Annotated in this window: 11 protein-coding genes and 3 rRNA genes; 11 read left to right on the plus strand and 3 right to left on the minus strand. The window is 66.3% G+C overall.

The genetic code is table 11. The features are described 5' to 3' along the window. Nucleotides 1–126 precede the first annotated feature (126 nt). A complete protein-coding gene (locus ACULK2_RS01740) occupies nt 127–1044 on the plus strand; it encodes an endonuclease domain-containing protein (RefSeq protein WP_445969849.1) in 918 nt (305 codons plus the stop codon). Between the two features lie 145 nt (nt 1045–1189). Here ACULK2_RS01740 and aspS read toward each other — a convergent pair whose 3' ends face one another. Further along, entirely contained in the window at nt 1190–2533 is a 1344-nt protein-coding gene (gene aspS, locus ACULK2_RS01745) for an aspartate--tRNA(Asn) ligase (RefSeq protein ID WP_445969850.1), read from the minus strand. 107 nt (nt 2534–2640) lie between these two features. Here aspS and ACULK2_RS01750 point away from each other — a divergent pair, with 107 nt between their 5' ends. The 9 genes from ACULK2_RS01750 (at nt 2641) to pulA (ending at nt 20086) form a co-directional block, all read left to right on the plus strand. Then, on the plus strand, nt 2641–3285 hold the full coding sequence (locus ACULK2_RS01750; RefSeq protein ID WP_445969851.1) for a histidine phosphatase family protein: 645 nt from the start codon (nt 2641–2643) through the stop codon (nt 3283–3285). Continuing rightward, nucleotides 3285–3887 carry a TlpA family protein disulfide reductase gene (locus ACULK2_RS01755; protein ID WP_445969852.1) on the plus strand — a complete coding sequence of 201 codons (603 nt, stop codon included), beginning with the start codon at nt 3285–3287 and terminating at the stop codon, nt 3885–3887. The genes ACULK2_RS01750 and ACULK2_RS01755 overlap by 1 nt, the downstream gene beginning before the upstream one ends. An 18-nt stretch (nt 3888–3905) precedes the next feature. Beyond that, nucleotides 3906–4658, plus strand: a complete 753-nt coding sequence (locus ACULK2_RS01760) for a cytochrome c biogenesis CcdA family protein (RefSeq protein ID WP_445969853.1) — start codon at nt 3906–3908, stop codon at nt 4656–4658. After that, complete coding sequence (gene resB, locus ACULK2_RS01765) at nt 4636–6441, plus strand: cytochrome c biogenesis protein ResB (protein WP_445969854.1); 1806 nt, start codon at nt 4636–4638, stop codon at nt 6439–6441. Before ACULK2_RS01760 ends, resB begins: the two co-directional genes overlap by 23 nt. A gap of 51 nt (nt 6442–6492) precedes the next feature. Further along, the gene (gene ccsB, locus ACULK2_RS01770) at nt 6493–7536 is read left to right on the plus strand and encodes a c-type cytochrome biogenesis protein CcsB (RefSeq protein WP_445969857.1); all 1044 of its coding nucleotides are present in this window, start codon (nt 6493–6495) and stop codon (nt 7534–7536) included. Between the two features lie 565 nt (nt 7537–8101). Beyond that, a 16S ribosomal RNA gene (locus tag ACULK2_RS01775) occupies nt 8102–9635 on the plus strand. A gap of 473 nt (nt 9636–10108) precedes the next feature. Then, nucleotides 10109–13212, plus strand: a 23S ribosomal RNA gene (locus tag ACULK2_RS01780). Nucleotides 13213–13415: 203 nt separating this feature from the next. Then, nucleotides 13416–13532 (plus strand): 5S ribosomal RNA (gene rrf / locus ACULK2_RS01785). Together the 16S, 23S and 5S rRNA genes form the textbook arrangement of a ribosomal RNA operon. A gap of 356 nt (nt 13533–13888) precedes the next feature. Continuing rightward, complete coding sequence (gene pulA / locus ACULK2_RS01790; RefSeq protein ID WP_445970101.1) at nt 13889–20086, plus strand: pullulanase-type alpha-1,6-glucosidase; 6198 nt, start codon at nt 13889–13891, stop codon at nt 20084–20086. A gap of 605 nt (nt 20087–20691) precedes the next feature. Here the strand turns inward: pulA and ACULK2_RS01795 are convergent. Together ACULK2_RS01795 and ACULK2_RS01800 are read right to left on the minus strand one after the other, a co-directional pair. Beyond that, nucleotides 20692–23070, minus strand: a complete 2379-nt coding sequence (locus tag ACULK2_RS01795) for a PxKF domain-containing protein (RefSeq protein WP_445970100.1) — start codon at nt 23068–23070, stop codon at nt 20692–20694. A gap of 218 nt (nt 23071–23288) precedes the next feature. Beyond that, nucleotides 23289–23735, minus strand: a complete 447-nt coding sequence (locus ACULK2_RS01800; RefSeq protein ID WP_445970099.1) for a hypothetical protein — start codon at nt 23733–23735, stop codon at nt 23289–23291. A 224-nt stretch (nt 23736–23959) separates the two neighbouring features. On the opposite strand from ACULK2_RS01800, the gene ACULK2_RS01805 reads away from it, so the two are divergent. Continuing rightward, on the plus strand, nt 23960–24331 hold the full coding sequence (locus ACULK2_RS01805) for a sodium-independent anion transporter (RefSeq protein WP_445970098.1): 372 nt from the start codon (nt 23960–23962) through the stop codon (nt 24329–24331). The last annotated feature ends 90 nt before the right edge of the window (nt 24332–24421 follow it).

The raw sequence follows: 24421 nt of genomic DNA on the forward strand, positions 1-24421 counted from the left end.
CGACGGTCGAAAGATCGGTGGATGGATCGGCCGGGACTCGTCCTCGACAGACGGCGTGGGGCGGCGACCTCCCCTGGTGGGACGGCTGCGAGTGGCGCGGGCACCTCTGGCGGCGAGGCTGGCGTCGTGGGAGCACGGATCGGTCTTCCGGCGGAGCTGGCGGGTTCGCCGTTCGCCGTTGCCCGAGCCAGGCGGGCGGGGATCGGCGAAGGGCGGCTCCGCGGTGCGGACCTCGCTCGCCCGTTCCACGGCGTCCGCGTCCCCTCGTCGGACGACCTCGACCTGCTCGCCGTCTGCCGGGCGTACCGGGAGCGCATGCGACCGTGCGAGGTGTTCACCCATCGAACGGCCGCGGCGCTCCACGGACTGCCCGTCGCAGGGCGCAGGCCGGACGGCGCGATCGACGTCGCGGCCGCCGAGCCGCACGGAATCCCGCGTGCCCGCGGCGTGCGCGGGCATCGTGTCCGCCGGGACCTCGTGCGGGTCGGCTCGATCATGGGACTTCGCGTCGTCTCGGCCGTCGATGCCTGGTGCCAGCTCGCCGCCGACCTGACGGAGCGCGAACTCGTCGTGATCGGCGACGCCCTCGTGCGCCGGCAGCGCCCGATCGCCCCGCTCGACGAGTTGCACCGCGCCGTGGCGCGCACGGCCGGCCGACGCGGTCACCGTCGGCTCGTGCGGGCGCTCGCTCGCGTGCGCGCACGCACGGACTCGCCGGCGGAGACGGAGCTCCGCCTCGACCTCGTCGACGCCGGGTTGCCCGAACCCGATGTCAACATGCCGATCAGGGATGCCTCGGGGCGGCCGATCGCCATCGGCGACCTCGTCTACTCGCGTTGGCGGGTCCTGGTCGAATACGACGGCGACCACCATCGGACGGACCGAGCGCAGTACGCACGGGATGTTGATCGGCTCGACGATCTCGCGCACGCCGGGTGGCGGGTCATCCGGTTCAACGCGACTCATGTCGGCCGACGCCGAGCAGACCGGATCGAGCGCGTTCGCGCCGCCCTCATCGCCGCCGACTGGGCTCCACCGGCCTGAACGGCCCCGCGCCGCCCGGGCGCCGCGCCGCCGCGCCGCATCCGTCCGGCGCGCTCGAATGACGCGAATCGACCGATCGGCCATCCCGCAGAGCGGTTCGCGTCATCTCACCGAGACGGGCGGTGGGCAGGCGACGGGGCCGCGACTACGGCAGCAGGCGCGTCGGGCCGCGGAACAGGTAGGTCGTCTCGCGGATCGAGTGCTCGTCGAGCATGAGCATCAGCAGGCGCGCGAGCCCCATGCCGAAGCCGCCGTGCGGCGGCACGCCGTAGCGGAAGAAGTCGAGGTAGAAGCCGAGCTCCTCGGGGTCGAGGCCCTTCTCCTTCGCCTGCTCGACGAGGACGTCGATGCGGTGCTCGCGCTGCGCGCCCGTCGAGATCTCGACGCCGTTGTAGATGAGGTCGTACGAGTTCGTGATCGACGGGTCGCCCTCGCGGCGCATGTGGTAGAACGGCCGGATGCTCGAGGCGTAGTCCGTGAGGAACACGAAGTCGTGGCCGTAGGTCTCCTTGACGTACTTCGAGATCTGGCGCTCGCCCTCGGGGTCCATGTCGGCGTCGGCGCGCGGCACGACGTATCCGCGCGACGCGACGATCTCCTTGGCCTCCGCGAGCGGGATGCGCGGGAACGGCGTCGTCGGCACGGCGACCTCGACGCCGAAGAGCTCGCGGATCTCGTCGCCGTGCTTGGCGACGACGGCCGTGAAGCCCGCGACGAGGAGCTCCTCGTGCATCGCCATGACGTCCTCGTGCGAGTCGACCCAGCTCATCTCGGCGTCGATCGAGGTGAACTCGGTCGCGTGGCGCGACGTGAACGACGGGTCGGCGCGGAATGCCGGGCCGACCTCGAAGACGCGGCCGAAACCAGCCGGCTGCGCCATCTGCTTGAAGAACTGCGGGCTCTGCGAGAGGTACGCCGTGCCGTCGAAGTAGCCGAGCTCGAACAGCTCGGCGCGCGACTCGGAGGCCGAGGCCATGAGCTTCGGCGTCTGGATCTCGACCCAGTCGCGCTCGACCCAGTAGGTGCGGAGCGCGTGAAGGAAGGTCGTCTGGATGCGGAAGATGAGGTTCTGCTTCGGGTGGCGCAGGTCGAGGAAGCGCCAGTCCTGGCGCTTGTCGAGGCTCGAGTCGGCCGCGATCGGCGTCTCGAGCGCCTCGGTCACGACGTCGAGCGACTCGATCCTCACCTCGAGGCCGCCGAGCTTCACCCGCTCGTCGTGCTTCAGCTGACCGGTGACGGTGACGAACGTGCCGTGGCCGAGCGACGAGATCTGCTCCGTGAGCGCGAACGCCTCGGCCGCGCCGACGCTCACGCCCTCCGGGTCGAGCTCGCGCACCGCCGGGTTCACGAGCTGCACTGCACCCGACTCGTCGCGCAGGATGATGAACTGCACCTTCTTCTGATCGCGGACCGTCTCCACCCAGCCGGCGACGGTGACCGGCCCGTCGGGAAGGGCGGCGAGCTGCTTGACCAGGGTGCGCGTGTTCACGACAGGCCATCCTACCGGCCGCGCTTTCCCCGCCGGACCGGGGCCGGTCGCCGGCCGCATCGGGCGCTCGGCGATTTCGAAGGGAACCGGTTCGTAGACTGGAGGGCGTGCCGGCCGAGCAGATCCATCTCGTGCGCCACGGCGAGGTCTTCAACCCGCAGGGCGTGCTCTACGGTCGTCTCCCCGGATTCGGGTTGAGCGACCTCGGCCGCGCGATGGCCGAGGCCGCCGCGCTCGACCTCGTCGCACGCAAGCGCCACGTGGCATCCCTCGTCTCGTCGCCCCTCCAGCGCACGCGGCAGTCGGCTGAGCCGATCGCCAAGGCCTTCGACCTCGAGCCGACGATCGACGATCGCATCATCGAGCCGACGAACCGCTTCGAGGGCAAGCGGATGTCGGGGCGCGACTCCGCGCTGCGCGACGTGCGCAACTGGGCCTTCCTGGTCAACCCGTGGGAGCCCAGCTGGGGCGAGCCGTTCCGCTCGATCGCCGACCGCATGCTCGAGGCGATGACGCAGGCCGCCGATTCCATCGACGACGGCGATGTGGTGATGGTCAGCCACCAGTTGCCGATCTGGATGGTGCACCGTCGCGTCGCCGGCAGGTCGCTCGCGCACGACCCCCGCCGCCGCCGCTGCGCGCTCTCGAGCATCACGACGTTCGAGCGTCGCGGCCGCCGGTTCGTGGAGGTCGGCTACCGCGACCCCGCCGCCGGGTTGCAGTCGCAGGCAACGGACGTGGGTGCGGTGTGATGGGCGCACGCAGGCTCGCCGTCGCGGCGCTCGCCGTGGCATCCGTCGTCGCCCTGGCCGGATGCTCGAGCGACCCGCTCGCCGAGCAGTACCGCGAGGGCAGCGGCAAGGGCTACATCGCCGGCGACGGCACGATCTCGGAGTACCCGGCCGACGAGCGCGGCGAGCCGGTCGCCTTCGCGGGCACGAGCATCGAGGGCGACGAGATCGACTCGGCCGAACTCCTCGGCGAGGTCGCCGTCGTGAACTTCTGGTACGCGGGCTGCGCGCCGTGCCGTGCCGAGGCGCCCATGCTGCAGGAGGTGTTCGAGCAGTTCGACGGGAACGGCGCGGCGTTCGTGGGCGTCAACGTCCGCGACCAGGCGGCGACCGCGGCGTCCTTCGAGGAGACGTTCGGCATCACCTACCCGTCGATCGTCGACGCGAACGACGGCGCCGTGCAGTACGCGTTCGCGGGCGACGTGCCCCCGGCCGCCGTGCCGACGACGCTCGTGCTCGACGCCGAGGGCCGGGTCGCCGCGCGCATCCTCGGCCAGTTGAAGGATGCGTCGATCCTCGAGACCATCGTCGGCGACCTCGTCGACGAAGCCGCGACGGCGTAGCGGCGGCGCGGGCACGACATGGACCTCGGGGAGATCGTCTTCAACGGGCAACTGCTCGCCGCGTTGCCGATCGCGCTCGCGGCGGGGCTCGTCTCGTTCGTGTCGCCGTGCGTGCTGCCGCTCGTGCCGGGCTACCTCGGCTACCTCGGCGGGTTCGCCGATGCGAGCGCCGAGGCCGACGAGGCGCGCCGTGCGCGTCGGCGGCTGCTCCTCGGCGTGCTCCTCTTCATCGCGGGCTTCACGCTCGTCTTCCTGATCTTCACGACGACGTTCGGGGTGCTGGGCGCGTGGCTCGCCCGCTGGTCCGACCTCATCATCCGCGTGCTCGGCGTCGTCCTCATCGTGATGGGCCTCGTCTTCATCGGGCAGTTCACGTTCCTGCAGCGCACCTTCAGGCCGTCGTGGCGACCGGCGACCGGCCTCGCGGGCGCGCCGCTGCTCGGCATCGTGTTCGGCCTCGGCTGGACGCCGTGCATCGGCCCGACGCTCGCGGTCGTGCTCGCACTGAGCGCCGACTCCGCGTCGGCCGGCCGCGGCGCGCTGCTCGGTCTCGCCTATTGCATCGGCCTCGGCATCCCGTTCGTGCTCGTCGCGCTCGGCTTCGCCTGGGCGGCCAACGCGCTCGCGTTCGTGCGGAGGCACATCCGCGCCGTGAACCTCGTCGGCGGCGGGCTGCTCATCCTCATCGGCCTGCTCATGGTGTCGGGCCTCTGGACCATCTGGATGTACGAGTTGCAGGCGGTGATCAGTGGTTTCGTCCCGGCGATCTGAGGCTGAGCGAGCGGATGCCGCGCCAGCGCGCGGCACGGGCGTCGACCCGCTCCGGCCGGACGACTACGACGACGGCGCGACCGCGCCGCGCGCGGACGACGCCGGGGGTCCCGAGGGATCGGGCGGCACCGCGGCATCCGTCACCGCACCGAAGCTCGGCCCCGCCGAGTGGATGCGGTTCGCATGGCGCCAGCTCACGAGCATGCGCACCGCACTGCTCCTCCTCCTGCTGCTGGCGATCGCCGCGGTGCCCGGCTCGCTCGTGCCGCAGCGCTCGAGCGACCCGAACGGCGTCGTTCAGTACTTCGCCGACAACCCCGACCTCGCGCCGGTGCTCGACTCGTTCCAGATGTTCGACGTCTACACGTCGGTCTGGTTCTCGGCGATCTACCTGCTGCTCTTCGTGTCGCTCATCGGCTGCATCATCCCGCGGACGAAGCACCACCTCGAGGCGCTGCGCGCCCGCCCGCCGAAGACCCCCGCGCGGCTGTCGCGACTCTCGGCGTACACGGAGCGGGAGCTCGACGTCGGCGACGCGAGGTCCGGCGACTTGGCGTCCGCGGAGACTGCGATCGCCTCGGCCGCCGCCGAGCTGAGGAAGTCCGGCTACCGCGTCGACCGCTACGACCAGCGCGGCGCCCCGTCGGTGTCGGCCGAGCGCGGCTACCTCCGCGAGACCGGCAACCTCGTGTTCCACACCGCACTCGTCGGCGTGCTCGTCGCCGTGGCGATCGGCGGAGGGTTCGGCTTCTCCGGCCAGCGGGTGATCGTCGAGGGCCAGTCGTTCGTGAACACGCTCGCGGCCTACGACTCGTTCAACCCCGGTCGATTCTTCGACGACGGCCGCCTCACGCCCTACCGCCTGACGCTCGACGAGCTCGACGCGGTCTACGAGACCGAGAACACCGACGCGCTCGGCCAGGCGATCGACTTCACGGCGCACGTGACGATCGACGGACCGGACGGCGCGACCGAGCGCGACGTCAAGGTGAACGAGCCCCTCTACGAGTACGGCACCGACGTGTACCTGCTCGGCAACGGCTACGCGCCGACCATCACGGTGCGCGATCCCGACGGGAACGTCGTGTTCACCGACTCGGTGCCCTTCCTCCCGCAGGACGACAACCTCACCTCGATCGGCGTCGTGAAGGTGCCGGACGGACTCGCCGAGCAGATCGGCCTCGTCGGCTTCTTCTACCCGACGCAGACGACGCTCTCCTCGGGCGCGTACACGTCGACCTTCCCCGACCTCGTGTACCCGGTGCTCACGCTGAACGTGTACTCCGGCGACCTCGGCATCGACGACGGCACGCCCCGCTCGGTGTACCAGCTCGACACGAGCGGGATGGAACAGCTCACGGGCGGGCAGACCGGCGTGGACTCGGTCGAGCTCATGCCCGGCGACTCGGCCGAGCTGCCCGACGGGCTCGGCACCGTCGAGTTCGCGACCGCGTCGCCCGATGCCGCCGGCGACGACTACTCCGAGAGCGTGCCGCGCTTCGCCTCGTTCGACGTGCACCACGATCCGTCGCAGGTCTGGGTGCTCGTCTTCGCGCTGCTGATCCTCGGCGGGCTGCTGCTCTCGCTCTTCGTGCCGCGCCGTCGCATGTGGGTGAAGGCCGTCACCCGGTCCGACGGCCGCGTCGTGCTCGAGTACGCGGGCCTCGCCCGCGGCGACGACCCCGGGCTCGAGCGCGCGGTCGAGGAGTTCGCCGACCGGCACGCCGGAACGGGACCGGTGGTCGAGGAGCGAGCGAAGCTCGCCGATCGGGACCAGACGTAAGGTGGAACAGTGACGCTCGACGAGATCTCCATCATCGCCGTGTACTCGGCGATGGCCGTGTACGCGATCGCGTTCATCGCGTACGCGATCGACCTGGCCCGTCGCTCGGCCGCGTCGGCGCAGGCGACGGATGCCGCGACCGCGGGCGTCACGGATGGCCCCGCTGACGCGAGCGCGACGAGCGTGCGGGAGCCCGTGCTGCAGGGTGCCGGGGCGACCGCCTCCGCCGATGCCGCCGGCGCGACCGCGGCCCCGCCCCGCGCGGGCAAGGGAGCGGTGGGGCGCGCCGGTCGGAACGGCGCAGGCGCCGCGCCATCCGTCGACTACGGCCGCTCGCCCTCGCTGCGTGTCGCCGTCGCGATGACGGTGATCGCCTGGGCGCTGCACCTCGCCGCGACCGTGCTGCGCGGCATCGCCGCCGGGCGCGTGCCGTGGGCGAACATGTACGAGTTCGCGCTCACCGGCACGCTCGTCATCACGACGGTCTTCCTGCTGGTGCTGCTCATCGCGAAGACCGACCTGCGATTCCTCGGCACGTTCGTGACCGGGCTCGTGCTCGTGCTGCTCGGTGTGGCGACCGTGAACTTCTACGTCAGCGTCGTTCCCCTGCCGCCGGCTCTGCAGTCGGTCTGGCTCGTGATCCACGTGTTCGTCGCGACCTCGGCCGTCGGGTTCTTCGCGCTCGGATTCGCGCTGTCGGTCGTGCAGCTCATGCAGTCGCGCCGCGAGGCGATCGCCGCGACCGCCGACTCGGTGAAGAAGTCGTTCCTCGCGACGCTGCCCGACTCGACCGCGCTCGAGAACCTCGCCTACCGCGTCAACATCATCGGGTTCATCCTCTGGACGTTCACCCTCATGGCGGGAGCGATCTGGGCGGAGAAGGCCTGGGGCCGCTACTGGGGCTGGGACACCAAGGAGGTGTGGACCTTCATCATCTGGGTGGTCTACGCCGGCTACATCCACGCCCGGGCGACCCGCGGATGGCGCGGCTCGCGTTCGGCCTGGCTCGCGATCATCGGCTTCTCGGCCGTGCTCTTCAACTTCACGGTCGTCAACCTGTTCTTCAAGGGGCTGCACGCGTACTCGGGACTGTGATCGCCTCGCACCCCGCGACCGCTTCGAGGGCTCCCGCCGGCTTCGGCCGCGGGGGCCCTCGTCGTCTTCGGCGAGCGGGCGCGGTGCGCGACACGCCCGGGATGCACGCTCGATTTGCCCGGCCGTTCGGCGGCCCGTAGATTCTTCTTCGTTGCCACGGCAGCCGGGAGCGAGAAGCTCACGGGGCAGGCAGCGAATCCCAGCCAAACAGCCTCGTAGGCGCCTCGTGCGACTCGGTTGCTTCAAGCCTGGGAGAACGTCTCACCACCTCCCTCCGCTCGAGTTCGAGCGGTCCTCGAACGCCCAGCGTTCTCGGATCCGGCGGTGGTAGACTTGGGAAGTTGCCCTGGGGGCTGGTCGTGAGGCCGGAGCCCGGGTGCGTCCGTTCCTTGAGAACTCAACAGCGTGCACTATGTTCAATGCCAATTTTTTGAACCCCGTGTTTTCTGCCTTTTGGTGGGGGACGGGTTTCCTTTGATTGATGGACAATTTGATTTTTTGTAGTCAGTTGTTTCTCTGTCAGTGATTGAACTTGACTGGCCTTTCGGGGTTGGTTGAACCATTTTTTTTGGAGAGTTTGATCCTGGCTCAGGACGAACGCTGGCGGCGTGCTTAACACATGCAAGTCGAACGATGAAGCCCAGCTTGCTGGGTGGATTAGTGGCGAACGGGTGAGTAACACGTGAGTAACCTGCCCTGGACTCTGGGATAACCCCGAGAAATCGGAGCTAATACCGGATAGGACCTTGAGCGGCATCGCTTGGGGTGGAAAGTTTTTTCGGTTTGGGATGGACTCGCGGCCTATCAGCTTGTTGGTGAGGTAATGGCTCACCAAGGCGTCGACGGGTAGCCGGCCTGAGAGGGTGACCGGCCACACTGGGACTGAGACACGGCCCAGACTCCTACGGGAGGCAGCAGTGGGGAATATTGCACAATGGGCGCAAGCCTGATGCAGCAACGCCGCGTGCGGGATGACGGCCTTCGGGTTGTAAACCGCTTTTAGTAAGGAAGAAGGGGGGCCTTCGGGTTTCTTGACGGTACTTGCAGAAAAAGGACCGGCTAACTACGTGCCAGCAGCCGCGGTAATACGTAGGGTCCGAGCGTTGTCCGGAATTATTGGGCGTAAAGAGCTCGTAGGCGGTTTGTCGCGTCTGCTGTGAAATCCCGAGGCTCAACCTCGGGCCTGCAGTGGGTACGGGCAGACTTGAGTGGTGTAGGGGAGACTGGAATTCCTGGTGTAGCGGTGGAATGCGCAGATATCAGGAGGAACACCGATGGCGAAGGCAGGTCTCTGGGCACTTACTGACGCTGAGGAGCGAAAGCGTGGGGAGCGAACAGGATTAGATACCCTGGTAGTCCACGCCGTAAACGTTGGGCGCTAGATGTGGGGACCTTTCCACGGTTTCCGTGTCGTAGCTAACGCATTAAGCGCCCCGCCTGGGGAGTACGGCCGCAAGGCTAAAACTCAAAGGAATTGACGGGGGCCCGCACAAGCGGCGGAGCATGCGGATTAATTCGATGCAACGCGAAGAACCTTACCAAGGCTTGACATGACCGAGAACGCCGCAGAAATGTGGAACTCTTTGGACACTCGGTTACAGGTGGTGCATGGTTGTCGTCAGCTCGTGTCGTGAGATGTTGGGTTAAGTCCCGCAACGAGCGCAACCCTCGTCGCATGTTGCCAGCACGTTATGGTGGGGACTCATGTGAGACTGCCGGGGTCAACTCGGAGGAAGGTGGGGATGACGTCAAATCATCATGCCCCTTATGTCTTGGGCTTCACGCATGCTACAATGGCCGGTACAAAGGGCTGCGATGTCGTAAGGCGGAGCGAATCCCAAAAAGCCGGTCTCAGTTCGGATTGAGGTCTGCAACTCGACCTCATGAAGTCGGAGTCGCTAGTAATCGCAGATCAGCAACGCTGCGGTGAATACGTTCCCGGGCCTTGTACACACCGCCCGTCAAGTCATGAAAGTCGGTAACACCCGAAGCCGGTGGCCTAACCCTTGTGGAGGGAGCCGTCGAAGGTGGGATCGGTGATTAGGACTAAGTCGTAACAAGGTAGCCGTACCGGAAGGTGCGGCTGGATCACCTCCTTTCTAAGGAGCATCTGGAGGCTTTCGGGCCTTCCAGGCGCCGGATCGAGCCGTTCGTGCTCGCCGGTAGCTCATGGGTGGAACATTGACATAGGCATCAGCTGCAAGGGTCTTGACCTAGTACGCCGTCCTTCGGGGTGGTTGGAACGGTGGGGGTCGGCGGGGTTGGTGCGTGCACGCTGTTGGGTCCTGAGGGACCGGACACGGCCTGGTGCCCTTCGGGGTGCGGGGTGGGGATGGTTTCCCTTCAGGCCTTCATCGAAGCCGGCGGTTGCTGGTGGGGGTGGGGGTTCTGGCCGTCTGTTGAGAACTACATAGTGGACGCGAGCATCTTAGATTCAATGTCTTCGGACGTTGGGTCACAAGGTGAGTCGCCGGTTGGGTGCCTTTCGGGGTGCCCGGTTGGCGTATTCACTGGTCAATTTCGCATCCGGGCCTTCGGGTTCGGGTGCACGAATTCGATCGAACTCATGTGATTTCAAGTTTCTAAGAGCAAACGGTGGATGCCTTGGCATCTGGAGCCGAAGAAGGACGTCGTAATCTGCGATAAGCCTCGGGGAGCTGATAAACGAGCTGTGAGCCGAGGATTTCCGAATGGGGAAACCCCGCCAGGCCCTTCGGGTGACCTGGTGACTCCCGCCTGAATGTATAGGGCGGGTAGAGGGAACGTGGGGAAGTGAAACATCTCAGTACCCACAGGAAGAGAAAACAACCGTGATTCCGTGAGTAGTGGCGAGCGAAAGCGGATGAGGCTAAACCGGTCATGTGTGATACCCGGCAGGGGTTGCATGGTCGGGGTTGTGGGACCTCTCTGGTCGATCTGCCGGTCGGCCGCGGTGACGCGTCAGGTATAGACGAATCGGTTTGAATGCCGGACCGGAGTGGGTGTGAGTCCCGTAGTCGAAATGTCTGGCGGCCCGGAGGGGGATCCCAAGTAGCACGGGGCCCGAGAAATCCCGTGTGAATCTGTCAGGACCACCTGATAAGCCTAAATACTCCCAGATGACCGATAGCGGACAAGTACCGTGAGGGAAAGGTGAAAAGTACCCCGGGAGGGGAGTGAAATAGTACCTGAAACCGTTTGCTTACAAACCGTCGGAGCCTCCTTGTTGGGGTGACGGCGTGCCTTTTGAAGAATGAGCCTGCGAGTTAGTGATCTGTGGCGAGGTTAACCCGTGTGGGGTAGCCGTAGCGAAAGCGAGTCTGAATAGGGCGTTTTAGTCGCAGGTTCTAGACCCGAAGCGAAGTGATCTATCCATGGCCAGGTTGAAGCGACGGTAAGACGTCGTGGAGGACCGAACCCACTTAGGTTGAAAACTGAGGGGATGAGCTGTGGATAGGGGTGAAAGGCCAATCAAACTTCGTGATAGCTGGTTCTCTCCGAAATGCATTTAGGTGCAGCGTTGCGTGTTTCTTGCCGGAGGTAGAGCTACTGGATGGCCGATGGGCCTCAACAGGTTACTGACGTCAGCCAAACTCCGAATGCCGGTAAGTGAGAGCGCAGCAGTGAGACGGTGGGGGATAAGCTTCATCGTCGAGAGGGAAACAACCCAGACCACCGACTAAGGTCCCTAAGCGCGTGCTAAGTGGGAAAGGATGTGGAGTTGCACAGACAACCAGGAGGTTGGCTTAGAAGCAGCCACCCTTGAAAGAGTGCGTAATAGCTCACTGGTCAAGTGATTCCGCGCCGACAATGTAACGGGGCTCAAGCACGCCACCGAAGTCGTGGCATTGCCGCATATCGATAGGCCTTCGTGGTCCAGTCGTGGTGATGGGTAGGAGAGCGTCGTGTGCCGGGTGAAGCGGCGGTGGAAACCAGCCGTGGACGGCACACGAGTGAGAATGCAGGCATGAGTAGCGAAAGACGGGTGAGAAACCCGTCCTCCGGAAGACCAAGGGTTCCAGGGTCAAGCTAATCTGCCCTGGGTAAGTCGGGACCTAAGGCGAGGCCGACAGGCGTAGTCGATGGACAACGGGTTGATATTCCCGTACCGGCGAAGAACCGCCCACACGAGATCAGGAGTGCTAAGCATCCCAAGACCTGGTGATGTCCTTCGGGACGGATCCTGGTGGCGGCGTGCGACCCCATCTGGTGGAGTGAGCGTGATAACAGGTGTGACGCAGGAAGGTAGCCCAGCCCGGGCGATGGTTGTCCCGGGGCAAGCGTGTAGGCCGAGTCGTAGGCAAATCCGCGACTCGTACAGGCTGAGACGTGATGCGGATGAAAAGTGGGTGATCCTATGCTGCCGAGAAAAGCATCGACGCGAGGTTCCAGCCGCCCGTACCCCAAACCGACTCAGGTGGTCAGGTAGAGAATACCGAGGAGATCGAGAGAATCGTGGTTAAGGAACTCGGCAAAATGCCCCCGTAACTTCGGGAGAAGGGGGGCCCGATTCGTGAAGGGACTTGCTCCTGGAGCGTTGACGGCCGCAGAGACCAGTGGGAAGCGACTGTTTACTAAAAACACAGGTCCGTGCCAAGTCGCAAGACGATGTATACGGACTGACGCCTGCCCGGTGCTGGAAGGTTAAGAGGACCGGTCAGCTCTTCGGAGCGAAGCTGAGAATTTAAGCCCCAGTAAACGGCGGTGGTAACTATAACCATCCTAAGGTAGCGAAATTCCTTGTCGGGTAAGTTCCGACCTGCACGAATGGCGTAACGACTTCCCAGCTGTCTCAACCGCGAACTCGGCGAAATTGCAGTACGAGTAAAGATGCTCGTTACGCGCAGAAGGACGGAAAGACCCCGTGACCTTTACTACAGCTTGGTATTGGTGTTCGGTGTGGCTTGTGTAGGATAGGTGGGAGACGGTGAAGCGGGCACGCCAGTGTTCGTGGAGTCATTGTTGAAATACCACTCTGGTCACTCTGGATATCTAACTTCGAACCGTGATCCGGTTCAGGGACAGTGCCTGGTGGGTAGTTTAACTGGGGCGGTTGCCTCCCAAAGAGTAACGGAGGCGCCCAAAGGTTCCCTCAACCTGGTTGGCAATCAGGTGGCGAGTGTAAGTGCACAAGGGAGCTTGACTGCGAGACTGACAGGTCGAGCAGGGACGAAAGTCGGGACTAGTGATCCGGCAGTGGCTTGTGGAAGCGCTGTCGCTCAACGGATAAAAGGTACCTCGGGGATAACAGGCTGATCTTGCCCAAGAGTCCATATCGACGGCATGGTTTGGCACCTCGATGTCGGCTCGTCGCATCCTGGGGCTGGAGTAGGTCCCAAGGGTTGGGCTGTTCGCCCATTAAAGCGGTACGCGAGCTGGGTTTAGAACGTCGTGAGACAGTTCGGTCCCTATCCTCTGCGCGCGCAGGAAATTTGAGAGGATCTGACCCTAGTACGAGAGGACCGGGTTGGACGAACCTCTGGTGTGCCAGTTGTTCCGCCAGGAGCACCGCTGGTTAGCTACGTTCGGGATGGATAACCGCTGAAAGCATCTAAGCGGGAAGCCGGCCTCAAGATGAGATTTCCATCCCCTTCGGGGGGAGAGGCTCCCAGCCAGACGACTGGGTTGATAGGCCAGATGTGGAAGCACCGCAAGGTGTGCAGCTGACTGGTACTAATACGCCGACAACTTGACAATCACCACACGTACACCGTTTCAAGGCGGGTGTACGTGGCCTGATGACTCGCGTCCACTCTGTGGTTCCCAACAGACGGAGAACACACCACAACACAACACAGCACACCCCCACCACCCCGGCCCCGGCCGACACCACGGTGGGGGACACCGAGACCACCAACACCCACCCCGCATCCCGGGGCGGGACCAGTTGGTTCCAGAGTTTCGGCGGCCATAGCGCGAGGGAAACGCCCGGACACATTCCGAACCCGGAAGCTAAGACTCGCAGCGCCGATGGTACTGCAGGGGCGACCCTGTGGGAGAGTAGGACACCGCCGGACATTCCTCACGGAAGAGCCGCCCAGAGTTGGGCGGCTCTTCCGCATTTAACCACCCCACCCGCACGGCCCCGGCGCAGACCGGTGCATGCGAACCCGGGTGTCACCGCCCCTCGCGCCGACATCGACCGGATCTTCATTCACGAGGATCCGGCTTCCGATCCAGAAGGACGTGCCGGGAGTGCAAGCGGTTACGTCCCCCGATCAGGGCGCACGGGCGCGGCGGCGCGGCCTTCGAGCGCCGATGAGCCATCCGCATCCACCAGTCGAGTGCAAGCGCTTGCATTAACGTCGTCCGCGCTGCTACGTTCGCTCCCAATGTCAGTGGCACGTCGTCGTGCCGGAATCGGGAGTCAAGGATGACGCAACGGGCGCGCGCTCGGACATGGGTGACACTGGGGATCACGGGCGCCGTCGCGGCATCCGTCCTCACCGTCGTCCCCCTCGGAGCGGCGGCCGAGGAGGGCGACACGTTCGCGCTCGTCGGCTCGCTGCAGGACGAGTTGGGATGTTCGGAGGACTGGCAGCCGAGCTGCGAGGCCACGCACCTCCTGCCGACGGACACGGCGGGCGTCTACGCTGCCGACTTCACGGTTCCGGCGGGCTCGTACGAGTACAAGGTCGCCGCGAACGACACGTGGGACGCGAGCTGGGGCCTCGACGGCGGCGGCGACAACATCCCGCTGACCGTCGCGGGTGACACCCAGGTCCGCGTGATCTTCGACGACACGCGGAAGCGCGTCGGCCTCGAGCTGCTGAGCGCCGCCGGCGGCTACGACGAGACGACGGATGCCGCGCTCGTGGCGCCGCCGGTCCGCCAGCCGGGCAGCACCGAGAACTTCTACTTCGTGATGACCGACCGCTTCGCCAACGGCGACGAGACGAACGACACCGCCGGCATCGAGGGCGACCGCCTCGCGCACGGCTTCGACCCGACCGACAAGGGCTTCTACCACGGCGGCGACATCCAGGGCATCCACGACAACCTCGACTACATCGAGGGCCTCGGCACGAGCGCGATCTGGTTCACGCCGAGCTTCAAGAACAAGCCCGTGCAGGGCGAGGGCGCGAACGCGAGCGCCGGCTACCACGGCTACTGGATCACCGACTTCACCCAGATCGACCCGCACCTCGGCACGAACGCCGAGCTCGAGGCGCTGATCGCCGACGCCCACGCCCGCGGCATCAAGGTCTACTTCGACATCATCACGAACCACACGGCCGACGTGATCTCGTACGAGGAGGGCCAGTACTCGTACATCGACAAGGCCACGAGCCCGTACACGGATGCCGCGGGCGGCGTGTTCGACCCGAGCGCGATCGCGGGCAGCCCCGACTTCCCCGACCTCGACCCGGCGACGAGCTTCCCGTACACGCCGACGATCACGGCCGAGGAGGCCGACGTCAAGGTTCCGGCCTGGCTCAACGACCCGACGGTCTACCACAACCGCGGCGACTCGACCTGGTCGGGCGAGTCGGTGACCTTCGGCGACTTCGTCGGCCTCGACGACCTCATGACCGAGGACCCGACCGTCGTGAACGGTTTCGTGCAGGTCTACCAGGACTGGATCGACCTCGGCATCGACGGCTTCCGCATCGACACCGCCAAGCACGTGAACTTCGAGTTCTGGGAGACCTGGTCGACCGAGGTCCTCGACTACGCCCACGCCGCCGGCAAGCCCGACTTCTTCATGTTCGGCGAGGTCTACGACGCCGACCCGGTGAAGCTCTCGCCGTACGTGCGGAACAGCGACATGAACTCCGTGCTCGACTTCACCTTCCAGTCGCAGGCCGTGTCGTTCGCCGCGGGCAACTCCGCGAAGAACCTCCAGTCGCTGTTCGCGGGCGACGACTACTACACGACGCCGGACTCGTCGGCGACGGCGCTCCCGACCTTCCTCGGCAACCACGACATGGGTCGCATCGGCTACTTCCTCGCCAATGCGGGCGACACCGCGGTGGAGCGCTACGAGCTCGCCCACGAGCTCATGTACCTCACGCGCGGCCAGCCGGTCGTCTACTACGGCGACGAGCAGGGCTTCGCGGGCACCGGCGGCGACAAGGACGCCCGCCAGACGCTCTTCGCGAGCCAGGTCGACGAGTACGTCAACCAGCCGCTCGTCACGGGCGAGAACGCCGGCAGCGTCGACCGCTACGACACCGGTGCGCCGCTCTACACGCACATCGCCGGGCTCGCCGAGCTCCGCGAGGCGCACCCGGCGCTCGAGCAGGGCGCGCAGATCGAGCGCTTCGTCGCCGACGGGGCGGGCGTCTACGCGTTCAGCCGCGTCGACCGCGACGAGAAGGTCGAGTACCTGGTCGCCGTGAACAACGCGAACGAGGCGAAGACCGTCGACGTGCCGACGCTCACGGCGGACGGCGCGTTCGAGGTGCTGTACGGCGGCGGCGAGGCCGTCACCGCGAACGCCGAGGGCGTGGCATCCGTCTCCGTGCCGGCGCTCGGCGCCGTCGTGCTCAAGGCCGACCGTCAGGTGACCGCCCCCGGGGCGGCATCCGCCATCGTCGTCGACGTGCCGGCCGAGGGCGCCGGCGTCACCGGCGTCACCCCGGTCTCGGCCGACGTCGCCGACTCGACGTGGCAGGAGACGAGCTTCGCCTGGCGCGTGGCCGGCTCCGGGGAGTGGACGTCGCTCGGCACCGCCGAGGACACCACCCCGCGGGTCTTCCACGACACCGCGGGCCTGGCGAACGGCACGCTGATCGAGTACCGGGCCGTGTCGACGGATGCCGCGGGCAACCGTGCCGCCGCCTCGACCTACGCCTCGGTCGGCAACGCCGTGAACCTCGTCGTCGAGGAGGAGCCCGAGCCGGAGATCGCGCTGGTCACCGTGCCCGGCAGCCACAACTCCGAGATGGGCTGCCCGGGCGACTGGCAGCCCGGCTGCGAGGCGGCGAAGCTCACGAAGCGCGCCGACGGCATCTACGCCGGCACCTTCGAGATCCCGGCCGGCACCTACGAGTACAAGGTCGCGCTCAACGGCAACTGGACGCTGAACTACGGCGCGAACGGTGCCGAGGGCGGTGCCAACGTGGCGTACACCACGACCGGCGGCCCGGTGACGTTCTACTGGGACCCGCGCACCAAGGTGTTCTCGTCGACGGCCGAGGGCCCCATCGTCACGCTGCCCGGCAGCCTGCAGTCGGAGCTCGGCTGCCCCGGCGACTGGCAGCCCGACTGCATGGTCACCTTCGCGCAGGACGGCGACACGGACGGCGTCTACGAGTTCTCGACCGACGGCCTTCCGGCCGGCTCGTACGAGCTGAAGGTCGCCCATGGCCTGTCGTGGGATGAGAACTACGGCGTCGACGGCGTCCGCAACGGCGGGAACATCTCGTTCGTCGTGGCCGAGGACGGCGAGTTCGTCACCTTCCGCTACACCCTCGAGACCCACGTGCTCGAGGTCGTCGTGGCCGACCCGCCGCTCGCCGGCACCGGCCAGCAGCGCGCCTACTGGCTCGACGCCGAGACGCTCGCCTGGCCGGCGTCGCTGCTCGGCGGCGCGAACGCTGCCGACCTCGCGTACACGCTCGAGGTCGCCGCCGCCGGCGGCCTGGGCAACGCCGACGGCGCCGTGACCGGTGCCGACGAATCGGTCGAGCTCGCGCTCGATCCGGCCGGCATCGGCGAGGAACTCATCGCGGCCTTCCCGCACCTGGCGAGCTACGTGGCGCTGCGCCCCGTCGGCCTCGAGCGTGCGGCGATCGCCGAGCTCGTCACCGGCGAGCTGCAGGTCGCTCAGCGGGGCGGCGACGCCCTGACCGCGATGACCGGCGTGCAGCTGCCGGGCGTGCTCGACGACCTGTACGCCGAGGGCGTGGCATCCGCTGCGCTCGGTGCCTCGTTCGACGACGGTGAGCCGACGCTCTCGGTCTGGGCGCCGACCGCGAAGTCGGTCTCGGCCCAGGTCTGGGCGTCCGGCTCGACCGGCGACCCGGCGGTCGTGCCCGCGACGTTCGACGCGGCATCCGGTGCCTGGTCGGTCGCCGACGGCGTTGAAGCGGGCGACGAGTACCGCTGGCTCGTCGAGGTCTTCGCGCCCTCGACGGGGCAGGTCGAGCAGAACTCGGTGACCGACCCCTACTCGGCCGCGCTCACCGTGAACTCGGCCCGCACCGTGGTCGTCGACCTCGACGACCCGACGCTCGAGCCGGAGCTCTGGGCGGAGACGCCCGCGCCGGTCGTCGAGCGCCAGGTCGACCGGGCCATCACCGAGCTGCACGTGCGCGACTTCTCGATCACCGACGAGACGGTGCCCGAGGACGAGCGCGGCACCTACCGTGCGTTCACGCGCAACAGCGCGGGTACCGAGCAGCTGCGCGAGCTCGCCGCGGCCGGCATCAACACGGTGCATCTGCTGCCCACGTTCGACATCGCCACCATCGAGGAGCGCCGCGACCAGCAGGCGACCCCCGACTGCGACCTCGAGTCGTTCGGTCCGGCGTCGGAGGAGCAGCAGGCGTGCATCGAGGCGATCCGCGACCTCGACGGCTTCAACTGGGGCTACGACCCGTACCACTTCCAGGCGCCCGAGGGCTCGTACGCGGTCGACCCGGAGGGTGGCGCACGTGTCGCGGAGTTCCGCGAGATGGTCGGCGCCCTGCACGCCACCGGCCTGCAGGTCGTGCTCGACGAGGTGTACAACCACACCGCGCAGTCGGGCCAGGGCGAGAAGTCGGTGCTCGACAAGGTCGTGCCCGGCTACTACCACCGCCTGAACGCGACCGGCGGCGTCGAGACCTCGACGTGCTGCCAGAATGTCGCGACCGAGCACGCCGTCGCCGAGAAGCTCATGGTCGACTCGACCGTGCTCTGGGCGGAGGAGTACAAGGTCGACGGCTTCCGGTTCGACCTGATGGGCCACCACTCGAAGGCGAACATGCTCGCCATCCGCGCCGCGCTCGACGAGCTCACGCTCGAGGAGGACGGGATCGACGGATCGAAGGTGTTCCTCTACGGCGAGGGCTGGAACTTCGGCGAGGTCGCGGACAACGCCCGATTCGTGCAGGCCACGCAGGGCCAGCTCGGCGGCACCGGCATCGCCACGTTCAACGACCGTCTCCGCGACGGCGTGCACGGCGGCAGCCCGGTCGCGGGCGACTCGAAGTACGAGCAGGGCTTCGGTACCGGCCTCGCGGGCGAGCCGAACGGCCTGCCCGTGCGCGACGACATCCGGAACCTCGGAGAGCAGACCGACCTCGTGAAGGTCGGCCTGGCGGGCAACCTGCGCGACTTCGAGTTCACCGGCCATGACGGCGTGCTGAAGTCGGGCGCCGAGGTCGACTACAACGGGGCACCGGCGGGCTACGCCGACCACCCCGAGGAGGTCATCAACTACGTCGACGCGCACGACAACGAGACGCTCTTCGACCTGGGCGTGCTGAAGCTGCCGGCCGAGACGTCGATGGCCGACCGCGTCCGCATGAACACGCTGTCGCTCGCGACCGTGACGTTCTCGCAGAGCCCGTCGTTCTGGCACGCCGGCACCGAGCTGCTGCGCTCGAAGTCGCTCGACCGAAACAGCTACAACTCGGGCGACTGGTTCAACCGGATCGACTGGACCGGCCAGGAGTCGACCTTCGGGTCGGGCCTGCCGATGAAGTCGGACAACGAGGACCACTGGCCCGTCATGGCCGAGCGGCTCGCCGACCCGGCGCTGAAGCCGACCGCGCAGGACATCGCCGCGGCCGAGGCATCCGCTCTCGACCTGCTGCGCGTGCGTTCGAGCGTCGACCTGCTGACGCTGGGCTCGGCCGAGCTCATCGAGCAGAAGGTGTCGTTCCCGAACAGCGGGGCGGATGCCACGGACGGGCTCATCGTGATGCTCATCGACGACCTCGTCGGTGAGGACGTCGACCCCGAGCTCGAGGGCGCCCTCGTGGTGTTCAACGCGTCGGGCGAGGCGGTCACCGAGGCGATCGACGGGCTCGCGGGTCGCGAGTTCAAGCTCGCCAAGCCGCTGCAGACCGGTGTCGACGAGGTCGTCAAGGAGACGAAGTGGAAGGCGAAGACCGGGACGCTGACGATCCCGGCGCGCACCGCGGCGGTCCTCGTCGACGACCAGAAGTCCACGGGCCCGAGTGCGGGCACGGGCACGAAGGGCGCGGCCGCCACGGCCACGCAGACACCGGGCGCCTCGACGGCGACGGATGGCGCGGCGCCGCTGGTGCGCCTCGACGCGGCGTCCGTTCAGGCCGGCTCGACCCTCGCGGTCGCGGGCTCGGGCTTCGACGCGGGTGAGCTCGTGCAGGTCTGGCTCGAGTCGACGCCGCGCCTCCTCGAGGCGCAGTCCGCGGGCGCCGACGGCACGGTCGCCTTCGAGGTCACGATCCCAGCGGGGACCGAACTCGACGGGCACCATGTGCGGCTGATCGGCGTGGCATCCGGGACCGAGGCGGTCGCCGGGCTGACCGTGGCCGGTCCGCTCGGACTCACGACCACGCAGGCGGTGCTCGCCGCACTGCTCGGGGCGGCGCTGGCCGCCGCAGCCCTGATCGTGGTGGCGCCGGGCGTGCGGCACTCGCGGGTCAGGGCCTGAGGTCGCCGGGCGAGGCGGGTGTGCGCCGCCTCGCCCGGACAGTGCGCGTCGGCGCCCAGGAGCTCGTCCTAGGCGCGGACGCGCGCGCACCACGATCCCGGCGGCCCCCGGCGCCGGGCATCGTCGTCGGCCGTGAGCCGATCGGCTGCTAGACGGTCTTGATCAAGTCTGATTTGATCAAGATCAGCGTGGCGTCGAGGTCGATGGCCGGGCGGTAGCTGCGGAGGAGTTTGTCTGAGCGCATCGCGATTACTCGGACGCCGTCCTCGATGAGCACACGGCAGATCGGCGAGACCCCCGAACCGGTCACGGTGGTCGTCGATGAACGCCCACTACCAGGGCAGTCGCGGGTCGAGCTCCCGCGCGAGGTACGAGGAGACCGCCAGCAGACCTCATCCTCTCGGGGAATGAGGCCCTCCACGAACCCCGGGCGCTTCACCGGAACCGAAGTGGGCGCTCGATCTCAGGCCGAGTGAGATCGAGCGCCCACTCCTTTGTCACTCGACGTGACGCTGCCGCAGTCTATTGGGCCGACCGGATCACGGGTGATCGCGCGGGACTGGCGCAGCGCTCTTGGCGAGCGGATCGAAGTCAGACGGCGTCTCCTACTGCACGAGATAGAGGGCTTGAATCTGGCTGCCATCCTTGAATGTCAGGGTGAGCCGTTGGCATGATTCACCCGTGGTTGAAGGAGTCTTCCATTCGTATGTATAGTTTCCGGTTGCCGCATCGTATGTCAGTCGACTCGTTGCTGGCTTCGTCCAAGGCTTGACCGTGTAGAACGTTTGCGCGACTATCTGCCCGTCTACGATTTGCCACCAGCATCCCGCCGTCGCAGTCGTTGGCGAGCCAACCGCAAGGACATCGAGTCCATAGTCTCCACCCAGTGAGAACTCGATCGGGACGGCTCGTCCGGACATGATGAGGCCGACGTGATCAGGGTGCGCGTTGCTGTTCTCCACCGTCAAGTTGTACGACTCGCCTTCCGCGACCGCTGTCGCGGTGACCGTCAGGCCGAGTTCGTTCGCCGAGCTGAGGGGTGCCACACCGAATTCGACCGGCTCATCCAAGACCACGTCGGTGATTTGGACGGAACGCGCTGCCGGCTCGATCAAGCCCACCTGGACGCCGTCCACACTTATGCTCCAAGCCTTCGTCGGGTTGACCGACGCCTGCCACGTGAAGGTCGCTGTAGTGCCTTGGACCGAGACTGCTGCAGAGTCCGCAGGGATCGTTGAAGGGGCGGGTGGGGCGCCGATTTGAACCGGAGCAGATACGTTGGCCACGAGCCCGTCGGCGTCGGTGACGCGGAGCTGAACGAATCCATCGAGCTCGCCGTCATACAAGTGGGACTCAACCGGACCACCATCGAGGGTCTCATAGACGCCGTCACCATCGAAGTCCCAGTCCCACCGCTCGATCGTCGACGTGGCCGAGTACGAGGAGCTTCCGTCGAACGTGACCGTCGTGCCGACCGGACCGTGATAGCCGTTCAGGGCCAGCTGCGGGACTGGACGGTTCTGGATCTTCGTGATGGCCGCCTCCAGTCCAACTGCCGCGTCGGACGTCTGGGGTACCACCTCTCCGGTCGTTGCCTCCGCCAACGGCTGGTACTCCGCCGCCAAGTAGGAGGGCACGACGGGATAGACGTTGACGGGATCGATTGAAAGGCTGAGTTCCGCGATGCTGTCTAGTGTCGCTCCGTCCACGAGGTCAGGGTCGTGGTAGCCCGCGTCGGTCAGTACCACGGCGGCCTTCGTGGCCCCGGGTCGCCAGTTCACACCTTCCATCCCGGTCTTGAGCGCGTGGAGCAGTGCCTCGGGTGCGTCTCCTCCCCCGCCAACCGAGATGCTGTTCAGCTTCGTCAGGAAGTCTGTCGTGTCCTCCTGGAGGTCCGATAGCACGCGAGCAGTGAATGAGTCGCCTGCATCCCGGTACTCGACGAGTGCGACCCGGCCTCGCTGAGCAACGACTCGATCCGTCATGGAGGCAGCGATGCTCTTGGCCTGAGCGATCCGGGACCCCATCGATCCGGTCGAGTCAATGAAGAACACGACGTCGAGCCCAGTCAATCCCGTCCTTAGCGTGTATTCAGTGACGTCGAGTGAGCCTTCGTGCTCGGGCATCAGGTACTGGAGCCGCACGATCGCTTCCAGAGCAGCGTGATCGATATCGCCACCTTCCAATGCGTAGGTCTCGTGTCCTGAAATCTCGCCGACCATTTTGCTGGATCCGCATACGAAATCCTTGTCGGCACACCACAGCCCAACGTCCGAGGTCCACGACGCCGGCAGGTATGGATTTCTGGCGCCGAGCGAGCCATCGTCGGTATCGCAGTTCGGCACGACGCGCCGCCATTCCGAGAAGTCTTCTCCCCGGCACGCCGGCGCCTCCCACCAGAGGACACTCTCACCTTCGGGCAAGTACAGCTTCGGGTCTCCGAAATGAGCCGCGAACACAACGTGCGCTCGCTGTGCATCGGTCAGCCGCTCAACGTACGTTTCACCGATGACTTGTGCCCCTTGCGAGTAGCCACCAAGAATGAATCGACTGTCCGGGCACTCGGCGAGGCGTCCGGTTATGTATCCGTGCAGCTCGTCGACACCTTCGTCGACGCTGCTTCCGTAGGCAAAGCCGCCGCCACCCGAGAGCCCCGCACCGATACCATTGACGACGTCCCAGTCTCCGGCAACCGCCACGGCTGGAAACTGGTGGCCCTCAATCGAGGTGCTACCGAGTTCGTACGGGTTCATCGTCACCGGGGTCGAAAGTCGACTCTCGATCTGAGTACGAAATCGTTCAGCTTCCGGACCGCCGACGTCCTGCCCCGATCCGCGAGCAAACACGACGTCCACTGTCGTGCACTCCGCGCCGAGCCCATTTGCCTCAGCTGGAGCGCTCGCGATATTCAGTAATCCGGCGGAAATCGCCAAGGCAAGGGCAAGCCCTAGTCCCACGCGCATGTTCTTGCCTCGGTCCGTCATGCAATGCTCCCCGGTTCTCGAATTCGATTCACGACGACCGCAGAGTATCCGCCTCGGAACCCCTGTCCGAACCCCTCAGATGGGGGTAATACTCGCATCAATCTCGGGTATGAAGCCTTGTTCAGTGGGATCCACGATACGACGACCCAACGCGGAATCGGCCGCCACCACCCACCAACCGCAGGCGGGGGCCAGCGGTCGCCCCGGCGCCGACGTGATCAGGGTCCGCGTTCGATCTGGAGCGTCGCGGTGACGTTGACCGGATCTCGGTTAGCGTCAAGGTCGGCGGCGAAACTGAGGTATACCTCGAACGCATTCATCCGCGCAATGCCATAACAGAGCGACCCTCCCGTGACGTTCGTTGGAACCGAACACGTCGGGTCGTCGATCGTCCACTTCGCGCCAGGAAGGACTTCGTCGAACACCTCAGCGGTCACCGGCCCGTCCGGGAGACGGTACCTCACTTGCTCCGTCGGGCAGCGTTGGGGGCTCGGCAGGCAGAAACCGAACAACGCGGTCGTCCGACGTTGCGAGATCTCGTCCCAATCAGGTGGGATCTGAAGATCTGCGATCACTTCATCGAGGGCAGCCTCTTCGCTGGCCTGGAACCGTACTCCGCCAATCACACCCAATGTTGGAATCGCAATGAGCGCCATGGCGACCACAGCGATGAGCCATACAACCCAAGCTCGACTCCTGTGGCGAGAGGCGTCAGGCGACTGGACTGGGTCCACTGGCACGTCCTGCCCCGTATGTTCCCCCACGGCAATCCCCCGCACCCCGACTCGTAGAACTCGCTGGACTGCCTATCGACTCCGGCGATCAACTGCTGAACATAGACCTCCGCCAGACCCGTGACAACTCCGCGGGGGTAGGCGTTCTGGCACCATTGAGTTCCGGGTGCAGCGATCGGACAGTCTTAGATGCACGGCCCCGATGTCGTCGTCGTACGACTCGCGCGCCCCTGTTCTTCGCAAACGCATCGTCGTTCTCGGATGCTGCGAGGACCGCCGTCGAGCACGCCGCCACGCCCATGCACCACCTCGTCCTCGCATGCGAGGCGATCACCGACCCCGACGTCACCGGAGCGGAAGCGCTGGGCGCAGTGCAAGGCTGGCTCGGCGAACACGACGTCACCTTCTCGATCAGCAGAGTGCGGCCGAACGTCCGGCGCCGGCTCGACCGATTCGACCTACTAGGTAACGCCACGATATGCGACACCAACCGTGCCGCGGTGGCGAGCGTCACCAGATCAGATTGAAGCTCTATCCCCTCGCCCGACCCTTCCCCAACGGTCCCATCAAGCGGTCATGGCAGTGGTCGCGAGGTGGCCGTAGCCTCGACGTGCCAT

Source organism: Agromyces molybdatiresistens, assembly GCF_052748445.2.

Excerpts from the sequence above, each read along its gene's own strand:
- ACULK2_RS01755 (WP_445969852.1), top strand. The coding sequence starts at position 3,285 with ATGGGCGCACGCAGGCTCGCCGTCGCGGCGCTCGCCGTGGCATCCGTC.
- ACULK2_RS01795 (WP_445970100.1), bottom strand. The coding sequence starts at position 23,070 with ATGACGGACCGAGGCAAGAACATGCGCGTGGGACTAGGGCTTGCCCTT.
- pulA (WP_445970101.1), top strand. The coding sequence starts at position 13,889 with ATGACGCAACGGGCGCGCGCTCGGACATGGGTGACACTGGGGATCACG.
- ccsB (WP_445969857.1), top strand. The coding sequence starts at position 6,493 with ATGGCCGTGTACGCGATCGCGTTCATCGCGTACGCGATCGACCTGGCC.
- ACULK2_RS01760 (WP_445969853.1), top strand. The coding sequence starts at position 3,906 with ATGGACCTCGGGGAGATCGTCTTCAACGGGCAACTGCTCGCCGCGTTG.